The following is a 22,093-nucleotide window of genomic DNA, read 5'->3' as shown; positions in this document are numbered from 1 at the left end:
TTGCTTAACAACATCAATCAACTCTTTCGCAAAAGACATCCAAACTCCAGGTATATCCTGATTACCATTACTCTCATTTCTACCACTGAATGCAAACCTCAGTAGAGCCAATGCTAGTACTACAGCCGTAGATACCAAAAAGTTGCATTTTTCCTGATGATTACAACTCTGAGAAACCATATGAATGAAGCTTTTCTATAAGTGTCTCTTCTGTTGAAAAAGGGAAGTACGGCTGTAGTACTAATACGTGCATCTAATTATTTAATATATGACTTTGATTATTAATATTAAATATATTACCTGGCATGTAACTCTAATTAGAAAATATTATATATAAATTCATAGAATTTAAATGCAATTAATTAATTAATTATGACGTAAATCACGATATTGAAAATTAGATTATTAATTTATTGATTTTTTCTATATAGTTTGTATTTTTATATAGAGTTTAAAATAAACCTCGGATTAAGAAATTAAAAAATCTAACTAGACAATACATCTTCTATTAAGAAATAGAATTCCGAATGTTAATATTTTTCAACTCTTGCGATTTTATTTAAATTAAACTTAAAAATAGTGTAACACATTGTACAAGGTGAAAGCCTATAACTAAGTTTAAGGACTGAGTGTAGCTGTGCTATTGGTTATTTAACGTTATTAAACCGATAGTAATTCACATAGGATATTCTATGTAAATAAAAGGGAGACTTACCCCCTATAACTTAACGATACCTATAGATCTTTCGCTGGATTAATATCATTTCTTATTTGAAAAGGAGATTACTCATCGTGTCTAAACTGGCAATACATGGTGGCTCTTCCATTCGAACAATGTCTTGGCCTGGGTGGCCTACAAGTTCCTCCGAAACTGTAGATAATCTACTTTCTGTTTTAAATAGTCAACGTTGGTCAATAAGTGGGCCATACCGCGGGATACCTTCTTTTGAACAGCGTTTTGCCGAAGCTTATGCACGTTACACGAATGCTAATTATTGTGTTCCTGCCTCCAGTGGTACTGCCAGCTTGACTATGGCTTTAGAGGCAGTAGGGGTCGGAGCTGGTGATGAAGTCATTGTACCTGGTTTATCTTGGGTCGCTTCAGCATCAGCTGTTCTTAATATTAATGCTATTCCAATGCTAACCGACGTGAATTCTCAGACAGGATGCCTAGATCCAAATGCGGTTGAAAAAGCAATTACTTCTCGCTGTCGTGCGATTACAGTTGTACACCTCGGTTCTGCGGTTGCAGATCTGAATGCCTTAATGCATATCGCAGAAAAAAATAATCTGCCACTTATTGAAGATTGCTCTCAAGCACACGGTGCTCGTTTTGCTGGTCAACATGTGGGGACATTTGGTATTGCTGGAACGTTCAGCATGCAACACAGTAAGCTGTTAACCAGTGGAGAAGGTGGAGCGGTACTAACTCAAGATGAGCAAATTGCTAGACGATTAGCCCATCTACGCGCCGATGGACGCACATTAAGCAGTGTACCACCACCGTTGGATCATATGGAGTTATTAGAAACCGCAGAGCTAATGGGTTCAAACTATTGCTTATCTGAATTTCATGCCGCAATTTTGTTAGCTCAATTAGAAAAACTTGATACCGAGAATGCGATTCGGCGCTGTAATGCCGAATATTTGGATGAATTGATGCTGCAAATTGACTGTTTTCCTCAGCAAACCACTCTGGGTACCACTGAGCGTGTATATTATAGCTATGTCATTGGATTACCTGAATCTGTCTTAGAGAAGGCTTCAGTAGAAAAACTGGCAGAAGCCCTGTCAGCAGAGCTGAATTTATCTTGTAAGCCTATGTACGCCGCATTAAATCAATGTACGTTATACCAACCCGCGAGTCGGCGGCGTTTCGCATTAAGCAAAGACTTTCAGTCATCTGTTCAACCGCAGCGTTTTAGTCTGCCAATAGCGGAGGCATTCTCCCATAGCCACATTGCCTTACCGCATCGCTTTTTACTTGCAGAAGAAGCAGATATGCTTGATGTCCAACGTGCTCTGGAGAAGGTAATGAGCCATGCCGAGCATCTGTGAATCACCAAAAGGCCAAAACTAATATGACGTCAACACATTGCCATCGTTTTGTGTTCATCCGACACGCAGAAGCAACATGCAATCTACAGGATGACTATGTGTTAATCAGTTCAGTTTTGCCTGATTCTCCACTGACGGAAATGGGCCAGAAACAAGCACAATTATTGGCAGATAATTTTCCCAAGGAGTTAATCGGAGACAAGATATTTAGCAGCCCGATGGATCGATCAATGCAAACGGCTAAATTTCTCACTGCACGACACAATTTACCGTTGATACCTGATGAGCGTTTGGAAGAAGTGCGTATAGCACCTTCACTGATACCTCCATTAAGCTTGTCGGCATGGGATGCAATGCTGGAAGAACGTTTGAATAGTCCCACAATTAAAGTAAGACCTGAAGTAGAAACTGTTATGGCGCAACGAGCACGAGTGACCGATTTTTTGCGTCAACGGCACCAACAGCGTGGCCGGGAAAAGGTCACAGTGATCGTTTCCCATGCATTCACTATAGAGCTGGCAATGTTTGTGTTGTTAGGGCTGGAAATATCCCTATTACAACACTGGCGTATGCGTATCAGTAATACGGCATTGCACGTTATAGAGAATGAAGAGATAGGTGGAAGATCGAGACTTATCCTTGTTAACGCGAAAAATCATTTGAAATTATGGCTTTAAAGGTAAGAAGATAAAACGTATGGCTGCAAAATTTGAACGATTACAACAACTTTCCCGGCACACTGATTTTTCAGCATTGGTTCCACCTTTAGTGGGATTTGCGGCTGATAAAGCGCTTGCCATTGTAGAGCGTTATCCGCAAGCAGATACCGTGCTGCTACGCACTCTCTACAGTCAGTACATAACCGAGCACCCCGACTGGATAAAGCAGGTTGAGAAAACTTGTGGTCCTGCCCCCTGGATTATTCGCAGTGCGGGCTTAGAGGATGGTGATACTTTTGTCAATGCTGGAGGCTATGCCAGTATCATCTGTCATTGTCCGGCAGATTTCAGCGATACGCTTTCTACGGTGGCTTTCAGTGGATTTGAACCTCAATCCATTGAACAGCAGCGCTTAAGTGATCCGGGTTATCAACCGCAGCCAATCACCTGTTTCGTTCAAAAATTGATTGAAGGTATGCCATCTACAGTGGATGCCTTACAGGCTCCGTATCTGACAGCCGATACATGCCATGATTTAAATAGAATTATCAATCAATTACATCAATATTTCTCTGAAATTGCGTTAGACACTGAGTGGGTTTTGGAAACGGATCATGGCCTGGTTTCCGTGACCGGATTGACTTTACATTCCTCTGAAGGTATCCGGGGAGAACTGGCGTTCGGTTTTGGTTTTGCATCTGCACAATCCCCCGGCTCAAGAGCGAACTCTGTGGCCTATCATTGGCCAGCGTTAGCTGCACCTTTGTGGTATGGCGCTCAATTATGTCAGGTTCGCGTGGATAAGATTTGGTTAGTACAGGCACGCCCGGCACCGGGTTATGTACTTGAACGTCAGGTTGAACAGTTAACCGCTGAAGTGAAAGAAGAGCTGGCTCGCAGTATGCGGGTGGTTCCCGTAACAACATTGCTGCATCCTGCAAAGCCCAATTTAGGCATTTTCCTTTCGGCATCCACATTAGACGATGCTTGGTCTCGTTACCTGCGTCTTCCTTTGCCGGTGCGATCCACTCTTGTAGCTGTCTTCGTTGAATCAGGTGTTGCCAGTGAACATGCTGGCATCATGTTCCGTCAACAAAAATTGCCCGTTTTTCTTACCCAGTTAACCAATATTCCCACAGTTCCCTTGGTCATTATTAATAGTGTGGGAGAGCACGCCTACTTTAGTGCGCAAAAACCGCTTATCGAATTGGAAACGGAAACCACCGAATCGGTTAATTTGCCTGCGGCTGTACAGCATATTTTTGACGATAGAGAATCTCTGTCTACTATGGCGCTGTCTTCTCAAGATTTTTCGGATGTTTTGCAACATGTGCTGACTGGCTTACCGGTATTAGAGGAAAAAATCGATGCCTTAATCAGGCAACGTACTCTTTTCCCAACGGACACGTGGTTACAGCAGAGTGATATTGTCCGAAGCCCAAGTTTAACAGGTTGGCTCCTTGCGCAAGTGGGTGAGCAAGCGATGACGCTCTACCCTGCTCATTGGTCGGAAACCGATGCAACAACAGATTATCTCTGTGCATTCAGAACCAAAACCGATCCGCAATCGACATTACCGCACTTATGTAAGGCTATCCCAACATTGGCGGACAAGGTCAGGCAGCTCAATGACCTGCGTCTGCTGATGTTATTTATCAAAGCCGAATCATGGATTGAGAAAACTCCCGCGATGCCATTGGCGCAATGGGTTGATGTTGCGATAACGTCCCAAAATGGGGATGGGCGTTTGCTACTGGAATGTCTACTGCTTGTGCTCGCAGATACAGACATTATTCCCATTTATGAAGATGCAGACCGGATCAACATTTTACACGCGTTAACTCAGGCAGCGGGTTCTACATTTTCTGTTCACGAACTGTTTGAAGTTATCCATCATCGTCAATTGTCACCGACTGCACTGGCGAATTTGGTTTGTGCGCCCAAAGCGTTTGCTGACTATGTGGCTTTCTTGTCTCCACTTAAGCGCTTTAAAGCAGCCGCGGCACTAGCAGGAGCGAATGAAGCTGCTGATTTGCTACAAGCTACGGATAGCCTGATGAAAGAGTTACATCATGCGCACTTACCCACCTTGAGGGCACTTTGTCGCATAGATTTAGTGGATACTTATGATCAGGTACTCAAGGCGGTATTAGCCGATGTTGTTGATAGACACGAACTGATCACGTATCAAAATTATCTAGATCTGCTCAGCGATTGGATGGAATTTGCCCAGCTATCAACGCTTTCTATCACAGAAAAATCGGCGCTATACGCTTTCCAGAGATGGATAGAACATGTTCGCCATAACCCCATGCCGGACACTTTTTTTCTTGAATTAAAAGAAGATGTTGTAGAAATATTGGGGGATGATTTCTTACGTTGGCAGGCTTTAATGCCTGTCGCCGGTAATATGACACCGGAACAGCTGCCGATAGAAAATGCCCACCAGTTACATAATCTATTGCATCAATGGATGCTGGTTCGTTTCCGGGCTGAATCAGGGCCGGATCTACCCGCGCCTTTACACAAATTGATCAATATCGCTGATGGTTTTGGTGATGCCCGCTCTTGCCTTTTAAGGTTAACCAATAACCTCTTTGAGATTTCTCTGCCCTTTGTCGTACACAAGGCCAGCTTCCTCTTTAGTGAGAAGGAATTGGTTGTTGAATTCTGCGAGCTTCCGAATGCCGCGGAAGAGGATATTGGTCGCTTATATGTCTTCAATGCATTGGCATCACGTATTTCAGAATGGAGACCACAATGGCAGATATCATCAAATCGGGTCTGTCAATTAGGCACTTGGACACTTTTCTTGCGCTTAAAACGTGCTGATGGCTTACATTGGCAGAGACAAGATCTCGAGCAACTGGTGCTTTGGTTGCGAGTGCTATTCGATACTGCTTACGATTTCTCCTATGTGCCTAATGATGAAGTTTCCCATGTGCATGACATGCTGGGGCATTCTCCCTGGAGTGAGTTGTTCCACGCTTATGTCAATTATCGGGCTGTGATTGATTTTTCTGTTCAGCGTATCACGGTTTATTCGTTGCCCTTTGCCTCAACACTCGCTGCACTCTGCCTGAATGAATCTATACGTGATGAAATCACCAGTGCTTGCCTTGCTGGTTTTGACCATGCCTGGGATGCTTTTCACCGAATTATTGAGAAGCTGGCAGAAACAGAGGATGACCAAGAACAGTGGGAATGCCTTCACACCACCGCAGGGCAGATGGGACTACTCCTTTCAGCAGTATGGCCTGAGCAGACGTTGATGCGGATGGTACAAAAACCACTCTCCCCAGTTGGGGCTGAACGGCTCGCTGTCAGCCTGTTACATCGTCGTGATTTGTCGGCCACATTGCAGCAGTTGATTGCTGTTCCAGAAAATGCCGAATTGCGTAATTTAGTTTTGCACCACGTTCCTGAAATCGCGGTAAATGCAAGTTCTGCTGCCTCAATCGCAGATGAAATCGCAATTTGGCAGAGTCAGTTTAAACGCTGCAAAGAATACTTGCTTACCTATCATGCAAATGTACTCTCTGAGAGCCAATGTCAACAATTTGTCAGACAACTTAGTCTTATCCCTTATGGCATCACGGAGGAAATTGAAACGTATATTCAACGTGCTCTGCTCCCTATAGCCACAGAGGAGAAAGGCCGTTTTAAATTGTCTGAAGTTGATCCGATTGCGATTATTAGCACTATGAGGACAAAATGAGGACAGAATGACCAAATACCTTGGCAAAGTCGCCAGAATACAGATTACACCCTCAGAGTTAGTGGCGAAGTTATTCGCCACCGAATATGCTCAGAACGGTGATGGTTATGTATCAGCCTGTGCTCTGGGACAAATATGGAGCGATCTGAGTCTCCTTACTGAAGCCAGCCAACAGCCGTTATCAGTTCGCCGTCAGGCCAAATTTTCTGCTACACATGCGCAGCAGGCCGCTTTGTCTATCGCTTGTGGACACAAAATCACGGCTGCAACGGAGTGTTTCCAACAAATAGGCCTTGTATTGCAAGGTCAATTTTCTCCCTGGATGGATCTATTGACCCGTATTTTGGCACTCCCCTTGCCAGAGTGTTATGGCTATGATTTAGGGGATACCGAAGTTTGTATGGATGATGCAATCCGTTTCGCCCGCCAGTTTGCCGCCGGGCGTTCCATCGTGGTTGTTGGTCTTCGTAGCGGAGGGAGTTTTCTTACTCCACGTTGGGTTACAGGATTAACTCAGATTAATGGTGTGTCCCCTGCATGGCTAACACTGCGCCCTTTAAGGCATATTAACGCTTATTGTCAGTATCATCCTTCAGAGTTGGATACTCTATTTCGTCTTCTTGACGCACAATCTGAACGTCCAGACGTCGTGATTGTTGATGATCAACCTGATACCGGCCATACCGTTGAAAAACTTGCGGAATGGTTAGCCTTCAAAACAGAAAACATATGGTTTGCCAGCATTGGGCATGTGAGAAAAATCACAACATCAGCTTCATGGTCAACCGTATTTGTGCGATCACCGCTGATGACACGTGAACGGCGTCCACTTTGGCAACTGTTGTTAAAAAACGATCACAGCCATTTTCTTTCTACATTGACTTCCGAGATACCAGCGTCTGATTTACTGAATTCGACAATAATAAATAATGCTGATACACAGATTTTTATCCATTGCCCAACAATGGAAAAAAGATATGGCTTGGGTGAGGCTTGGTTGCCCTGGAACTCGCCAGCAATGGAAAAATATGCAAGGAGGTTGATTAACCCCAAAAAAACCCCCTTGTTGATCACGGATAAACATGAAACCCCATTGTTGCACCTGAGATTTATCGGGGAAAGCACCTATGGACTCACGGAATTCAATCGGATGAAGCAAGCCAATACTGCGTGGTTTCTTGATGGTTATCATATTGCTCAACATCTTCCGGGATTGCGGCCATTACGGGAGCTTATGGCTGAAATACCTCATGAAAATCATCAGGCTTGGCTTATACAATGCAACGCTGTTATTCAGTCTATCAGCCAATCACCTTTAATAGATACTGCCGGCCAGTTACCTCAGATTCCAATAGGCTCAGCCATTCGTAATGCATGGGAACGCTTGCAACACAAAATGGGTAAAAGTAAATTGAGTGAGCACAAATTACCTAATTTACCTATTTGGCTCGATTCGCTCAGTATTCCTCTTTTTGCAGGAAGCACCCGACCAATACGCTCTTCCCTTAGTCATGCCTTTGGTGATTGGCATTGGCAAGTTGGCAATGACGGGCATCTCTACCGTTTTCATCAGGAGGCTAATTGGGGAGGGATAAGCTGGCCAGAATTGGAGATAGCTGTTTTTCTGTTGGTACATCAACTGCCGCCCGCCACATTACAGCTGATGTACAACCGTAACCAGGCAGAGAATGATAATTCACCAGTGATATTCACCTCCTTACCTGTTGCGCTGCTTTTACTACTCAACGGTTTCCGCCGGGAAGTACGTCAATTTAGCCCCATAGGTAAGATGCGCTTATGTGAAGATCTCACCTTGTTATTCCAAACTTTTATCCAGTATCACAACTTGATTATCGAAAGCATCGCGAATATGCAACCGACTGAAATATCGAGGAGTGTCTATGAGTAAACCTGAAAAAATCGCCTCTGCTATTGGTGTACCGGCACCAAACTTACGTGCTCTATCCGCAAGTGGTGCTATTGTCAGATTGAGTGATGGAAGAGACTATATTGACCTGATGAATGGCAAAGGTAGCATCACGTTGGGACACCATCATCCGACAGTCACAGAAGCAATAATCACCAGTTTAAATAATAAACTGGGGTCTTCCACCTGCTGGTCAGAGCCTTTTGAGGCTCTCGCAGAAATCATCGTTGCTGATAGTGGTATCCCCAATGGGCAAGTTGCCTTTTTCAGTTCAGGAACTGAAGCCTGCCGTGCTGTTGTCCAGTGTGCCCGGAAGATAACAGACAAAAAAATCATCGCCAGCGCAGGTTACCACGGTTGGGGGGATTTATGGACTTCGCCTTCCCATTTTTTGCAGCCAAATGAAAGTGGCATTATCGATTTCTACTTCATCCCCGAATTATTGGCTGATGTGTTAGAAAACTGTCATGGCGAAGTCGCAATGGTGATGATTTCTCCCGACTATGTACATCTCAAACCAGAAACATTAAAAAAAATAGCCCATCTTGCCCGTGAATATGGTGTTCTATTTTGCAGTGATGAAGTCAAAAATGGTTATCGTTCAGTGACTGGTTCTGCGTTAGCACATGTTATTGGCGAACAAGCTGATTTTTATACCTTTGCCAAAGGACTATGCAATGGACAGCGCTTATCCTGCCTAGTCGGGCCAACTGAAATGATGCAAAAAACTAAGCACATGACCTATACCGCCTACTTTGACACAGTGCCTATTGTTGCTGCTTTAGCCACATTGAAATATATGCATGACGAACAAGGCTACAAACGTCTGGTCACGTGTGGGTCAATGCTGGCAAACACATTACGCACACTCATTGCACAAGCAGAGCTGCCAATAAAAGTCATGGGAGATGGGCCATTACTGCAATTCATCTGTGCAACGCCAGAATTGGATGAGGCTTTCTATACTGCTTGCGGTAAACAAGGCCTGTTACTGTATAAGTTTGATAATCAGGCTATCTCGCTGGCAACTGAAGCTGTTTTAACGGAATTGGAGATCCACTTCAAACAGGTATTTTCAGAACTTGCTCTGCACTTTTCTACGCAGCACCAAATCTATGTCTCTATCGAGCGACAAATGGAAGCCGCATTCAATATGATCGACGGTGCCAGTGATGTTATGCCAGCTACCGATGCTATTCATTGGTTACAAAGGTATGCATTATGAGCAGAATAAAAGATTGGTATGGTAAACGCCTGACCTTAATTTCTCCACATCCCGATGATATTGCTTATTCGATAGGAGGTTTCGTCTCACAACTGGCCGCTGTATCCACATTAGAGGTTGTGACTGTATTTACCCAAAGTCGATGGGCGCTCCCTAAATCCCTGCGCGATGCAAGTTCCGCCGTTATCAGTAAAGTACGAGTAAAAGAAGAGCAGACTTTTTGTCAAAATTTTAAGATGAAATTATACCCTCTTGGGCTCTCAGATTCCAGTCTGTCCGGCTATGACGATGGGAATGAGCGCCAATTGCAATTTACTCAGGGACAACTTACTGATGACATACGAACTTCAATCGTATTGGAGAAGCTACAGCAGGTCTTGGCAGAGTCCAGTCCTGATATTGTGATTGCCCCAGCAGCCATTGGTCATCATATCGACCACCAAATTGTCCATCACGCCATTTGTTCACTACAGAATCATCAATGGCAACTTGCTTTTTACGAAGACCTGCCCTATGCAGCTGAATTTACACTGGATATTTTGGAAAAACAGTTGACAGAGCGAAAATTCAGCATACTAGAAGCCATCAGTATCGATCAAACATTAGCGGATAAATACGCAGCACTATCTAATTATGCCAGCCAAACCGATCAGGAAACGATCGATGCAATTATTGTCCATGCACAACGTCTGGCACAAACATGTTTCCATACCGGGCAAGCAGTTTATCATGCAGAAAGATTTTGGGAGAAATCATGTCAATATCAGTAAGTTATATTCGTCAATTAATTATCAAAATCGCCTGTGAGACAACAGGAGATGACGTTGAGGAATTAATCAAGCTAGGACGGTTAGAGATCCCTGCACGGGATGCCATTGAATTTATGGTACGTTTGGAAGCACTCCTTGACTGCACTCTGGGCTGGTCGAAATACGAACATCTATCAATGAAAATTAATAACCTCGCGGAAATAATAAGCAAGAAACTTAATGCACAATCATCTGATGACCCTATGCCATTATCACCTTAATCACAGGTAAAAAAATGATAAATACCGAAAAAAATGGTATTGATATACCTTTTAATAACAATAAATTACCTAAAAAAAGCAATGTATCATCCTGTTTACTTCAAGATAGTGCTCATTCTATGCATAAAATTGAATTGCGTTTTGAAGATGTTGCTTATCCTTTCTGGATAGGGAACCACTGCACAGAGGAAATCTCGGCGCATTTAGCTGAGATATCAGCGTCTTCTCTGCATATCATTACTGACGATACCGTAAACCAGCTTCATGCTGCTCCTTTCGTACAACGGCTAACTCTAAAAACAAAGGTGCCGGTTTGGGTCTGGTCAATTCCAGAAGGAGAAACAAACAAATCACTCAATACATTGGATTATCTGGCAAATCAATTGCTTAATACGGATGTTGATCGCAAAAGTGTTATTGTCGCGATAGGAGGGGGGGTCATCGGCAATATAGCGGGGTTGTTGGCCGCGCTACTATTTCGTGGTATTCGCTTCGTGCATATCCCCACTAGCCTGATTGCAATGAGCGATTCTGTTATCTCTCTTAAACAAGCGGTGAACATGCCACAAGGAAAAAATCTGATGGGCTGTTTTCATGCGCCCGAAGCGGTTTTTGCTGATACTGCTTTCCTGCTGACGTTGCCGGCCCAACACTTGCGATCTGGATTATGCGAAATCATTAAAAATGTGCTGATATTAGAAACTGAAAATATCCCATTTTTAACCAGTACACTGAATGCAGAAGCGCATTACGATGAACAAACACTTGCACGCATAGTTCAGGCAGGTGCTCTCACCAAACAAAAAGTCATGGTTAACGATAAGCGGGAGAAACATCATGCCCTTGTATTCGAATATGGTCACACTGTAGGGCACGCTATTGAATTAAGCTGTAATGGAAGACTGACTCATGGCGAATCCGTGGCACTTGGCATGATAGTCGCAGCCGAAGTTTCTCACACTCTCGGTTTGTTGACATCACAAGCACGTGATACGCACTACCGCCTGATTCACCTTAATGGCGTCGATATTAAGGCACCTGTAGGAACAACCCCGAAAGCCATTATGCAGATACTACAATCTGATAATAAACGTGGTTATCTGCACGCTAAGCCCAATGAAATTCCGATGATTCTGTTAAATGAATTGGGAACCCCTCTTTGGAGTGGTGAAGGGCATCCCTTAACGCTTGTGCCTGTTGATTTAGTCGAATCAATGTTGCGCCAGCATATTTTTCAAACAACCTGAAATTTAATCAAAATCTGATTATAGCCTGTCACGACAACTGTTCAACGGAGCGCAGTGAAGAAGTTAAAACCTGCTGGCACTATATGAGAGTTCTCAGTTTCTAGAGGTGCTTATAAATGTCGATCTATACGCAGTAATCGGATTCTTAGGGGGTATTATGTCAGACTTAATCAATATCATTCATACTATTCAACCACCTTCATCTTGGCCCCCCGTAACTCGCAGGGTGCGTCGTTATCGTAATATCGGGATAAAAACATCCTGTAATTTACGTTGCAGCTATTGTGAGATAAAGCGGGCTAGAGTGAATACTGAAGCTATTATTAATTCATTAACACGCATTTTGGAGCGCTTTAATCCGCATGATGTTTTCCTTCGGGTTGAAGCCGATGGGGAAATTACACTTTACCCAAAAATACTTGATTTTTTGGCCGAATGTGTTCAGAAAAAAGATTATTCCATCGAAGTACTCACCAATGGCACACGTCTTCCCGCTTGTCTTCGTCCTGGCTTGCTCTGGGTCATTTCTATTGATGGGCATACTGAGCAAATGAATAAGGCACGGGGTTTAAAACAAAAACAGATAGATATCATTTTAGACCATGCCGTGAGCCTTTCTGCCGAACTGCAATGTGTCTACCACGGACAATCCATCGAAGAAATTAATGATTTTATCGATACCTTACAGGATCGTGGTTTCTCTGGTCGCCTGCATTTTTTACCCCTGCTAGCAACTAAAGGGCGACCACTGACAGTGCATCTGAATTATGAACAACTTCATAAAGCCCCTTTTTTGGAATGTAAGGCTTTCTTCGACCGTTGGGATTATATCTACCAACATGGGCGACGTGGTGATTTCGTCTGTGACCAGATTAAGAATGGTTTCAATTATTACATTGATGGTGAAAATATCTCAATGGTGAAGTGTGATTCTTACTCTCCTGTTCCCAAGAATCTGGAAATTGAAGGATTGCAAGAAGAGCAGGAATATGACCACTTTCCTTGTGGTACTTGTCTTTCTAACCAAGAGTTCAACAACCAGCGTGATCGTATGACACTTAATAAATAGGCAAAGGGACAAGATATGCGTGTATTGCGATTAACGCCTTTTTTTCATCACCCTGATGTAAAGAGTTGGCCTGCTGAGTATGACTCTGTCGGAGGAATGCAGATCCAGATTTGGCGGCAGGCTATGTGGCTAGCGGAGCGAGGGGTACAACAGCATGTGATGACTATCGGTTTTCCTGGTCTGCCACACCAACGTAATTTACACACCAATCTCTGTGTAGAAAGAACTTATCTCCGGTTACCTGAATTACGTTCGGAGCTGACTGGATTAAAGGGATTAACCCAATCCTGGGCACTGGCAACGTTGTTAGCTATCCGCCAAAAAATGCGACAGGAACCTTTTGATCTTATTCATCTCCATCTTGATGGGCAAATCCCTGCGCTGTTAGTCGCTTATCTGGTTCCTAAGTTGCTGTCTTGTCCATTGATACTCACTATCCACTGTTCACGACTGTCAGTTTATCAGCCGATGTCAATCTGGGATCGTATGACACATAAACTGGCTCGCTATTTGGAACGTAAGGTGGTAAACATTGCCACAACGACCATAGCACTGACTGAACGTACCGCTTCTGTTATTCGTCCATATGCCCGTCGTGTGGAAATTGTTCCTGATGTTGTTGATCCCAAACAATTCCGGCATCCCGATGGATCAGCAATACAGGCTTTTCGGCAGAAATATGGATTAAAAACAAAAAACATTGGCTTTATTGGGCGTATAGCAAAAGAAAAAGGCTGGACACATTTTGTTGCTGTGGCTGATCGTCTGCGTCATCTTGACCTACATTTTTTAGTCGTGGGAGATGGTCCGCAACGGCATAGACTCGAAGAGGCTATTGCTCAACATCAGCTAGAGTCCCAATTTACTATCACAGGATTTATCCCCAATGATCAGGTGGCAACCGCGATTGCGGTCTGTCATGTCATTGTCATGCCGTCAGAACACGAAGAGTTTGGCGGTGTTTCTATTGAAGCTACTGCGGTAGGAGTACCGGTGGCTGCCTATGCCGTTGGCGGTATTAACGAAATACTGGGAAAAATTTCGCCTGAACTGCTCGCTCCTGCTGGAGACATCAACCAACTGGTTAACTGTATTAACCGTGCTCTTACCCAGCCTCAGCGGTCTCCCATCATAGAAGAAAGTGATAACAATAAAAATCCGATAGAAATCTTTGCACCAGACGCTGTACTGCCTCGATTAAAGAGTATCTATCACGAGCTCGTCGAGCAATCTGTTACCAAATAACAATATAAGGATAACGTATATGTTTTCTATGGTAGAGATTGAAATCAATTCACGATGCAATCGACGTTGTGTGTATTGCCCTAATGTAATAGCGCCACGCGATGCCCCTAACAGAATGAAACCCGAGCAATTTGAGCGTATTATCGACAGACTGGAAGAAGCGAATTTTACCGGGAGGCTTTCTTACCATTTTTATAATGAGCCGCTGCTGCATCCTAAGTTACCGCAATTTGTCGCCCGGGTTACTGAACGGCTGCCAGAAGTCAGACAAATACTGTATAGCAATGGCGATTATCTGACGGATGAAAAATATCAACTGTTACATAAAAATGGCATTAAACAGTTTATTATCACTCAGCACGATAGCAAACCTGGCGTGCCCAAACCTGATCTTATCTGGCTTATTCCTGAACAGTTACAATTAACTAATCGTGCGGGAAATGTGATCGCCGGACCAGAAATCGTCTCAAATCTTCCCTGTTTTGCGCCGTCAGACATGTTGATTATCACGATCACAGGAAATGTAGTGCTTTGCTATGAGGATAACAAAGAAGAAGTGGTTCTCGGCAACGTCTTTGACACCCCTATCATGGGAATCTGGAATTCACCTCAGTTTCTTCTGGCCCGTGAAGCACTCTCATGTGGAAATCGAAATGCAACGGACATTTGCCGTCGTTGCAATAATCGCTCACATCAAAAAAGTGAGGCATTCGATTATGTCCTTTAAAAAAACGTCACAATATGCGGTATTGATAGAGCGGTATCCAGATAATTTTGATCGTCGTGGGTGGGGAGGAATAGAAACGGCCTATTGGAATCTTGCGCATGTCCTACCCCGCTGTGACATTGAGGTCATCTGGTATTCTGCGCAAGAATACCCAACCTTTGATAATTTAGCAGAGCAAATCTCATCCCAAAATATCACGGCTATCATTCCTCTAATGGAAAGCGAGTTATTCCGCGCCGGCCAACAAGCACCAGAATCGCTGAGACAACGTACTATCCGAGTCTGGCATGATGTCTCGTTGCTCACTGACTCCCAGGCTCATTTGTCTGCCTGCCATGCTTATCAGCCCGGAGAAAATGCCGCCGATTGTGTCTCCATTGCCGCTGCGCCAGACGCCTATGCCGCCGATATCTTTTTTTATGAGGCACCATGGACATATTGCTTTCCCAAACGACATTATATTCCTTGGGCTGCGGATCATATCCTCGCCCGTGATTACCATTCCCTCAATGGCCCTGTGGTCTTATTAGCGGGTAAAGTGGCACTTGAGAAGCTCTCTCTGGTTGTTGAGGCTTGTTTAGATAAAGGGTTGCATCTACATATCCTCTTTAACAATTGGTCGAAACGGGGCAAAGAAGCTAGGTGCTATTTTAATGGCTTAAATTTGAGTGAACGACATAAGGTTTTCGATTATTACGATCTGGAACATGATCACGAGCTGATTTTTGGCGGAGCAAGTGCCGCATTAGTATTAAGTGATTATCACGAGACATTTAACTTTCTGTCCGCCGAAGCTGTACAACTGGGTATACCGGTTGTGGCTTATGCCCATTCGGGTGCCACACGCCGTTTTGCCGCTCATCTTGTTGAAGATAACAACGCCTTACTTGATTGGTTGAAAGAAGATGGTATTACGGGGCTGACTCCAGTTCCACGATCTGATTGGTTATGGAATGACGTGGGTGCTGCTTATCGCCAATTGTTACACCACATGGCAGCGAGCCACCGATGAAAACAACCTTCTTCGGCCTTTTTAGTGATAATTAGTGATGAAAAGAAGTGGTGAGAATGGACCCTGGAGAAAATCATAAGATGTCAATTCAAGAAAAATTACAGTTAGGTGCACGCCATTTTCATGGATTAAAACAGGCACCTGCTGAGTTAGTTGCCGACGCTTGTGTGATAGGTAGCGGTGCCAGTGGTGCAGTAGTTGCGAATGCACTGCAAGCATATGGCTGGTCGGTCATTATGGTTGAAGAAGGAAACCTACTTGCGCCTAAAGTAACACAAGAAGAGGTGGATAGTTCTTCTCCCATGGCAGAGGTTAAGGGGGAAAATGGCTGGGAAGAGCGGGGATGGCCTTGGAGTACGCGAAATATAGGCGGGGGGACGCTCTTCTATGGCGGTGCATCTTTCCGTTATCAGGATTGTGATTTTGATGCTCGCTCTTGGTTATCAGGGATAGGTCTTGATATTGCCTGGCCAATTCGTCTTACGGATTTAGAAAAATATTATGCCATTGTTGAGAAACAATTGCGTGTCAGTGGTAGGCCACACACAGCACCCACAAAAGAGGGAGGCTATGCCCTCCCAAGGTCACTGCCTGCTGATATCATGGCGGAGGCGGCAAAACAGCTCGGTTATCATCCGTTCACAACGCCGATGGCGATTGATTCTAAACTCTGCACACAGGAAAAACGCTGTATTGATTTCCAATGCCCCAGCGGTGCCAAAAGTGATGTCCTGAATATCTATATCAAGCATCTGGTCAACCACTGCAATTTCACCCTCCTTTCAGGTATCCGGGGCGTGGCGCTGGAACAAGAACGCTTAGAGCAAATCAGTACGCTGCGCTGTCTGGATCTGGAAGATGGCAGTATTCGCCATGTGAAAGCACGGTACTTCTTCGTTGCCTGTAACGCAATACAGAGTGCGGCACTTTTATTGCGATCAGTCACCCCTTTTGCGCCCAATGGTATTGGCAATCGGCATGATCTTGTTGGCCGGGGGCTATGCATGAAACTCAGTCAACGTATACGTGGCGTAGTGCCAGTAACTGATGCCATGCGTAATCATGCCGTTGGGCTTCGTGGCCCTTTCTCCACGGTGGCGATTTTGGACCACTATCTTGATGCTCGTTGCCCTAGTGGAATGGGAGGGTTAATTTACGAAGCTCGTACCACCCCTGCCCCCGATGAGTTCCCTGAATTGCTACCCTTAGAACTAGAAACCATCATTGCAGATACCCCTGCTTATGAAAACCGGGTGAAACTCTCTTCCCATCGTGATGTCTGGGGGATACCTAAAATCATGATCGACTATCAGGTAGCCCCCCATGATTTGGCACGCCTGTCCTATATAGCTGAACGCGCTGTCGATATTCTCCATGCTGCAGGTGCCACACAAATTCATTCTAAGCGTACACGTTCTGAAGAAGGTAGCACTCATCTGCATGGCACATGCCGCAGTGGTACAGATCCGGCTCGTTCTGTTTTAGATCCTAACTGCCGAGTTCATGAACTCGAAAACCTTTATATTGTAGATGGCAGCTTTATGCCTTTCCCCGGTGGACTCAATCCCACACTCACCATTCAGGCAAATGCATTACGTGTAGCACAACATGTTGCTGGAGTTGACTGAGTATGATCCGAGCAGAAGAAGTTTCCAGAATTTATCAGGTGCATCAACGTAACGAAAGTTTCCGTTCCGCGCTCAATTCACTCTGGAAAAGGAAATATGAAACCATCGTCGCACTAAAAAATGTCAGCTTCCAGATAGAAGATGGCGAAAGGGTGGGTATACTCGGTCCCAATGGTGCCGGCAAAACCACATTGGTCAAGTTACTCAGTGGGTTATTACACCCCAGCAGTGGCCGAATCACCGTCGAAGGATATACGCCCTATCTGCGCGAAAAACCTTTTTTACACAGTGTTGGTCTTGTAATGGGTAATAAGGGGCAATTGATCTGGGATTTGCCCCCTATTGATACGTTTGAAATGATCCGGGTTCTGTTCGAAATTCCCTTGGCCGCATATAAACAGACTCTGAAGGAGTTGGGCAACTTACTGCAACTGAACACCATCATGACCAAACCCACCCGCCAGCTCTCATTAGGGGAACGTATGCGGTGTGAAGTGGCTGCCTCACTGATCCATCAACCCAAAGTTCTCTTTCTTGATGAGCCGACGATTGGGCTTGATGTCGCTATGCAAGCTGCTCTGCGTGATTTTGTTGCTGAATATAATCGCCGCCACAATGCCACTATTCTCCTGACGTCACACTATATGGAAGATGTGCGGGTATTGTGTCAACGCATTATCATTGTTGACCACGGCACGATTTTTTATGACGGCGATCTGCGAACCTTCACGGCGAAACAAAACCCTGAAAAAATCATCTCGTTCTCCATGAATCGCCAGATCAATATTCCCGATTTTTCACGCTTTGGCATACTCATTTCACAAACCGAAGAACGTTCCCAAATTCGAGTTCACCGTAATCATGTCCCTAGACTTGTACATTTTCTGGTTGAACAACAACTGGTAGTTGACCTCACCATAGAAGATCTCCCATTGGAAGAAATACTGCGCCAGATTTTTGGTCATCCCAACCAAAATAAAACCGAACAAAAACAAATTCCTGAATAGAGGAGAACCGACATGCTTTTTGCTCTTATAAAAGTCCGATTATTTGAAACATTCTCATTCCGAGCCGAATTTCTGCTCTGGCTCGTCACACTCAGTATGCCATTAATTATGCTGGTTTTTTGGCGTTCGGTAACTCAAGATGGCTCTTTTCAAGGTTATACCGCAGAGGATTTTAACCTTTACTATGTTGCAGTTCTCGTGACTACCATATTAACCAGCTGTAATAACGTCTGGGACATTAACGAAAATATCCGCCTTGGTGAACTTTCTTTTTGGTTAATGCGCCCCATTCATCCTTTTATCAACTACTTAGCAATTACCATTGCCGAATTGGGATTAAGCCTAATTGTTGCCTTACCTATTTTGATATTGGCACTGATAATGAGCTTACAAAACCAACCGCTAAATTTGCCACAATTAGGTTTGCTGGCATTGGCGTTATCAGGTGCCTTCCTTATTAATCAAAGCATCCACTTGCTGATCGGGAGTCTGACCTTCTGGATCGAGCGTTCATTAGTTGTACATAAAATATATGTTGCTGCCAGTAGTGTACTATCAGGATATATGTTTCCGTTGGCCTTATTACCAGAGTGGGCAGGCCAGATAGCAAACTGGCTGCCATTTAGGTTTGTGATTTCACTGCCAGTAGAAATATTAACCGGAAAATATTCCCTGCTTGTCGCTGCTCAATGGATAGCCTGTCAATTCGTATTGGTGGCTCTGCTGTTTGCTGCCGCATTTTTTGCCTGGCGGCGAGGTGTCCGCCGTTACTTGGCGTTCGGATAATGATGCACTCTCTTTCAGTCATTCGTATGGCGTTTATCTTAAGTGTGAAACGCTCAATGCAATACCGTTGGGATTTTATGATTGACGGTTTGCTTTCACTCACCACGGCGATATTACAACTCTTACCGCTGTTTGTGTTGTTTAACGAACGGGGCTCTGTTGCGGGTTGGTCATTTGAGCAAATGCTAGTATTGATGGGCTGGTACATGATGTTGACTGCTACCGTCGAAGGCTTAATTGCCCCCAGCCTTGCCGCTGCCGTTTCAGGCATTCGGACTGGTTTGTTTGATTATATTTTGATGCGTCCGGTCGATTCACTTTTTCTCTGTTCACTTGTTGATATCCGGCTATGGAAAAGTATTGATTTCCTCTTTGGACTTGTCTTGGCTATTTACGCTTTTATCCAGCTTGATGTTCAACTTTCGCTCATTAACATCACGCTGACGATTATTTTATCCATCGGTGGGCTTGCCACGGCTTACGCGTTGTTTGTTCTGGCTATTGCGGCCTCTTTTGCCTTAGTTCGCGTTCAAAATCTGATCAGCGTTCTTACTTCGTTGCTAGGTTTTGCCCGCTGGCCTGTTCACTTATTTGGTATGCCCTGGCGACTCATTTTCAGTTTTCTAATCCCCATTGGAATTATGACCAGTTACCCGGTGATGGCGCTGTTAGGGATGCTGACTTTACCTTTGGCAATGGGTGCGCTGGGAACCACTACCTTTTTCTTTATCGTGGCACGATTAGTGTGGAAACGTGCATTACGTGGATATCGTTCCGCCTCTAGCTGAATAAATAAGATCACTCGTGCAACATGATGTTGCACGAGTTCATCTGACAGGCTGTTCCCTCTATATTATTTCAAGCCCATCGCATCGCGTATGGTAAAGAATAGATCCGTCTGGTCGGTCAATCCGACAATATTGGCAGCATATGGGCCATAAGCGGCCACACGTAGCTGTGTGCCGGTATGTTTCTGAGAAGTTGTTTCTGAATTACCATAACTGACCGTGATAACGGCCCCGTCTTTGGTAATCAGTGAGCGGGTCAAACCAGGGGCTTTAACACCAAGTTCAATAATCTGACTAGAATGTCCATGATCCGCAGTAACAATTACTAGTGTATCCCCATGTTGTTTAGCGAATCTCAAACCGGCTTGTACTGCTTCATCCAAAGCAACTACTTCACCGATTTGTGCGCAAGGATTGGCGGAGTGCTCATAATCATCAGTCAACGCACTTTCCACTTGCAGGAAGAAGCCATTTTTATTGACTTTCAGTAGATCAATGGCTTTTTCGGTCATCTGTACCAATGTCGGCTGCTGTGAACTCCGTTTGGTGTTCAGTTTGCACTTTACCGGTGCTTCGTTAAGATTTCCATGATAAATCGCTTTCGGTCCTTCCCACATTCCGTGTAAAACTTCTTCATTAAATAATCCCAATAGCGGTTTTTTTTGATTCGCTTCTTTCACTCCGTTCAATGATGTTATATCTGTTACCCATTGATACCCTTGCTTCAGCGCCTGCTGCTTCAGTGTTTTTCCTGTATTGACACCTGCTACTGACAGCTGGGAAAAAATCTCGATTCCTCCCCCTAACGTGACATCTGCACGTGCCACCAGAAGTTGTTCCGTGATAGAACCTTTTCCCCCCTTTTCGAGGGCATCAGTAGGACACATTTCCGACGTTTCTGTTGGGCCATAGCATTCACGCTGCGTGACATGCGCATACAGTGCTGCTGATGTTGCATCCTGAACTTCAGCCGTAGTGACATTACCAGTTGCTTTCCTGTTCTTTTTTGCTAGCTCCAATAAGGTTTGATGGGGTTTGTTAAAAACATCAATGGATAATGCCCCGTTGTAAGTTTTTACTCCAGTAGCCCAGGCAGTGGCTGAAGATGCAGAATCTGAAACATAATTGGGTTTCTTGGTGTCTTTATTTAATGAGTAATGTGTATATTGTCCAACTAATGGCATTGCATCAATTCCCTTGAAAAATCCTCCTGCACCTTCTGCATAGTTACGAGCTAACGTAATTTCAGAATCTCCCATACCATCACCAATAAACAATATAACGTTCTTGACTTTCTTATTATCCAATGAGTCTCTGAGCGCTGAGGTTTGTTCTTGTGTAAATCTGCGTGCCCCACCAAATTTTGTTATGTCACCTTTTGATATACGATATTCAGACGGGAGTTGTTCTTTACTATTGGAGGCCAATGTAGGAAAATATGCTCCTAGTGTCAATAATGTTACCGGAAACATAATGAATTTCTTAAATCTTTTATTAGTCATCTTGTTTTTCCTATGAAAATTTAATTTGAGAGTTCGATAGTGAAGAATTTATCAAACTTCCATTAGATAAATGAAAATAAAGCTGAAAAAGCTAAATAACCGCTTTTAATTTTACTATACCATGACTTTTGTTTTGCTACATTTGTAGATGTTCCGTATCACCGAGAACTACAGCTATCATGCGGGTTCTTCAATCGCTTTTATCTGTTATGTGTAAACTGCTTTAAAAAAGGCAGATTTAGCTGAATTGATGAATATTGTATATAAGTGTTATCACGGTTAACTAGAATAAAAAATTTTAGTTAACCGTGATAGTTGGGATTCTTTTAGTGTTCCTCGTGAAATTAAATTTTTTTGTGTCCTACTTAGAAATTTAGTTCTCTAAAAAAATCTCTGTCATTTTACTTAATTTTTTAATGATAAACTCTGAACCTCTAATATTGAGTATATTGTCATTAAATTTAG

Annotated in this window: 17 protein-coding genes; 16 read left to right on the top strand and 1 reads right to left on the bottom strand. The window is 43.9% G+C overall.

Features of this window, described 5'->3' with window-relative positions; genetic code table 11:
* Positions 1–792: 792 nt before the first annotated feature.
* The 16 genes from C5471_RS20885 (at position 793) to C5471_RS20810 (ending at position 20,126) form a co-directional block, all read left to right on the top strand.
* Entirely contained in the window at positions 793–2,058 is a 1,266-nt protein-coding gene (locus C5471_RS20885) for an aminotransferase class I/II-fold pyridoxal phosphate-dependent enzyme (protein ID WP_207627421.1), read from the top strand.
* Between the two features lie 23 nt (positions 2,059–2,081).
* Positions 2,082–2,735, top strand: coding sequence for a histidine phosphatase family protein (locus C5471_RS20880; protein ID WP_133813481.1), 654 nt, complete (start codon positions 2,082–2,084; stop codon positions 2,733–2,735).
* Positions 2,736–2,754: 19 nt separating this feature from the next.
* The gene (locus C5471_RS20875) at positions 2,755–6,435 is read left to right on the top strand and encodes a hypothetical protein (protein WP_133813480.1); all 3,681 of its coding nucleotides are present in this window, start codon (positions 2,755–2,757) and stop codon (positions 6,433–6,435) included.
* A 7-nt stretch (positions 6,436–6,442) separates the two neighbouring features.
* Positions 6,443–8,344: a hypothetical protein gene (locus C5471_RS20870; RefSeq protein ID WP_133813479.1), complete on the top strand. Its 1,902-nt coding sequence runs from the start codon at positions 6,443–6,445 to the stop codon at positions 8,342–8,344.
* The gene (locus C5471_RS20865) at positions 8,337–9,587 is read left to right on the top strand and encodes an aminotransferase class III-fold pyridoxal phosphate-dependent enzyme (protein ID WP_133813478.1); all 1,251 of its coding nucleotides are present in this window, start codon (positions 8,337–8,339) and stop codon (positions 9,585–9,587) included. Before C5471_RS20870 ends, C5471_RS20865 begins: the two co-directional genes overlap by 8 nt.
* Entirely contained in the window at positions 9,584–10,357 is a 774-nt protein-coding gene (locus tag C5471_RS20860) for a PIG-L deacetylase family protein (protein ID WP_133813477.1), read from the top strand. Before C5471_RS20865 ends, C5471_RS20860 begins: the two co-directional genes overlap by 4 nt.
* Positions 10,342–10,617, top strand: a complete 276-nt coding sequence (locus tag C5471_RS20855; protein ID WP_133813476.1) for a DUF6137 domain-containing protein — start codon at positions 10,342–10,344, stop codon at positions 10,615–10,617. Before C5471_RS20860 ends, C5471_RS20855 begins: the two co-directional genes overlap by 16 nt.
* Positions 10,618–10,631: 14 nt before the next feature.
* A complete protein-coding gene (locus C5471_RS20850) occupies positions 10,632–11,864 on the top strand; it encodes a 2-deoxy-scyllo-inosose synthase (RefSeq protein WP_133813475.1) in 1,233 nt (410 codons plus the stop codon).
* 157 nt (positions 11,865–12,021) lie between these two features.
* Positions 12,022–12,933 (top strand): radical SAM protein, encoded by a 912-nt coding sequence (locus C5471_RS20845; protein ID WP_133813474.1) that lies wholly within the window; start codon positions 12,022–12,024, stop codon positions 12,931–12,933.
* Between the two features lie 15 nt (positions 12,934–12,948).
* Entirely contained in the window at positions 12,949–14,178 is a 1,230-nt protein-coding gene (locus C5471_RS20840; RefSeq protein ID WP_133813473.1) for a glycosyltransferase, read from the top strand.
* A 19-nt stretch (positions 14,179–14,197) separates the two neighbouring features.
* Positions 14,198–14,905, top strand: a complete 708-nt coding sequence (locus tag C5471_RS20835) for a radical SAM/SPASM domain-containing protein (protein ID WP_133813472.1) — start codon at positions 14,198–14,200, stop codon at positions 14,903–14,905.
* Positions 14,895–15,917 carry a glycosyltransferase family protein gene (locus C5471_RS20830; RefSeq protein WP_133813471.1) on the top strand — a complete coding sequence of 341 codons (1,023 nt, stop codon included), beginning with the start codon at positions 14,895–14,897 and terminating at the stop codon, positions 15,915–15,917. The genes C5471_RS20835 and C5471_RS20830 overlap by 11 nt, the downstream gene beginning before the upstream one ends.
* A gap of 80 nt (positions 15,918–15,997) precedes the next feature.
* Positions 15,998–17,545 (top strand): GMC oxidoreductase, encoded by a 1,548-nt coding sequence (locus tag C5471_RS20825; protein ID WP_166296348.1) that lies wholly within the window; start codon positions 15,998–16,000, stop codon positions 17,543–17,545.
* Positions 17,546–17,547: 2 nt separating this feature from the next.
* Positions 17,548–18,552 (top strand): ABC transporter ATP-binding protein, encoded by a 1,005-nt coding sequence (locus C5471_RS20820; RefSeq protein ID WP_133813469.1) that lies wholly within the window; start codon positions 17,548–17,550, stop codon positions 18,550–18,552.
* A gap of 12 nt (positions 18,553–18,564) precedes the next feature.
* Positions 18,565–19,338, top strand: a complete 774-nt coding sequence (locus tag C5471_RS20815) for an ABC transporter permease (protein WP_133813468.1) — start codon at positions 18,565–18,567, stop codon at positions 19,336–19,338.
* Complete coding sequence (locus C5471_RS20810) at positions 19,338–20,126, top strand: ABC transporter permease (protein WP_166296345.1); 789 nt, start codon at positions 19,338–19,340, stop codon at positions 20,124–20,126. The genes C5471_RS20815 and C5471_RS20810 overlap by 1 nt, the downstream gene beginning before the upstream one ends.
* A gap of 65 nt (positions 20,127–20,191) precedes the next feature.
* On the opposite strand, the gene phoA is transcribed toward C5471_RS20810, so the two are convergent.
* The gene (gene phoA, locus C5471_RS20805) at positions 20,192–21,628 is read right to left on the bottom strand and encodes an alkaline phosphatase (RefSeq protein WP_133813466.1); all 1,437 of its coding nucleotides are present in this window, start codon (positions 21,626–21,628) and stop codon (positions 20,192–20,194) included.
* Between the last annotated feature and the right edge of the window lie 465 nt (positions 21,629–22,093).

Origin of the sequence: Photorhabdus tasmaniensis, from assembly GCF_011189505.1 — a bacterium.
GTDB classification, from domain to species: domain Bacteria; phylum Pseudomonadota; class Gammaproteobacteria; order Enterobacterales; family Enterobacteriaceae; genus Photorhabdus; species Photorhabdus tasmaniensis.
This window is presented reverse-complemented; position numbering and strand designations above follow the sequence as displayed.

Bases quoted from the DNA above. Each gene is read 5' to 3' on its own strand.
- C5471_RS20880 (WP_133813481.1), top strand. From the start codon at position 2,082: ATGACGTCAACACATTGCCATCGTTTTGTGTTCATCCGACACGCAGAA.
- C5471_RS20875 (WP_133813480.1), top strand. From the start codon at position 2,755: ATGGCTGCAAAATTTGAACGATTACAACAACTTTCCCGGCACACTGAT.
- C5471_RS20870 (WP_133813479.1), top strand. From the start codon at position 6,443: ATGACCAAATACCTTGGCAAAGTCGCCAGAATACAGATTACACCCTCA.
- C5471_RS20865 (WP_133813478.1), top strand. From the start codon at position 8,337: ATGAGTAAACCTGAAAAAATCGCCTCTGCTATTGGTGTACCGGCACCA.
- C5471_RS20860 (WP_133813477.1), top strand. From the start codon at position 9,584: ATGAGCAGAATAAAAGATTGGTATGGTAAACGCCTGACCTTAATTTCT.
- C5471_RS20855 (WP_133813476.1), top strand. From the start codon at position 10,342: ATGTCAATATCAGTAAGTTATATTCGTCAATTAATTATCAAAATCGCC.
- C5471_RS20850 (WP_133813475.1), top strand. From the start codon at position 10,632: ATGATAAATACCGAAAAAAATGGTATTGATATACCTTTTAATAACAAT.
- C5471_RS20845 (WP_133813474.1), top strand. From the start codon at position 12,022: ATGTCAGACTTAATCAATATCATTCATACTATTCAACCACCTTCATCT.
- C5471_RS20840 (WP_133813473.1), top strand. From the start codon at position 12,949: ATGCGTGTATTGCGATTAACGCCTTTTTTTCATCACCCTGATGTAAAG.
- C5471_RS20835 (WP_133813472.1), top strand. From the start codon at position 14,198: ATGTTTTCTATGGTAGAGATTGAAATCAATTCACGATGCAATCGACGT.
- C5471_RS20830 (WP_133813471.1), top strand. From the start codon at position 14,895: ATGTCCTTTAAAAAAACGTCACAATATGCGGTATTGATAGAGCGGTAT.
- C5471_RS20825 (WP_166296348.1), top strand. From the start codon at position 15,998: ATGTCAATTCAAGAAAAATTACAGTTAGGTGCACGCCATTTTCATGGA.
- C5471_RS20820 (WP_133813469.1), top strand. From the start codon at position 17,548: ATGATCCGAGCAGAAGAAGTTTCCAGAATTTATCAGGTGCATCAACGT.
- C5471_RS20815 (WP_133813468.1), top strand. From the start codon at position 18,565: ATGCTTTTTGCTCTTATAAAAGTCCGATTATTTGAAACATTCTCATTC.
- C5471_RS20810 (WP_166296345.1), top strand. From the start codon at position 19,338: ATGATGCACTCTCTTTCAGTCATTCGTATGGCGTTTATCTTAAGTGTG.
- phoA (WP_133813466.1), bottom strand. From the start codon at position 21,628: ATGACTAATAAAAGATTTAAGAAATTCATTATGTTTCCGGTAACATTA.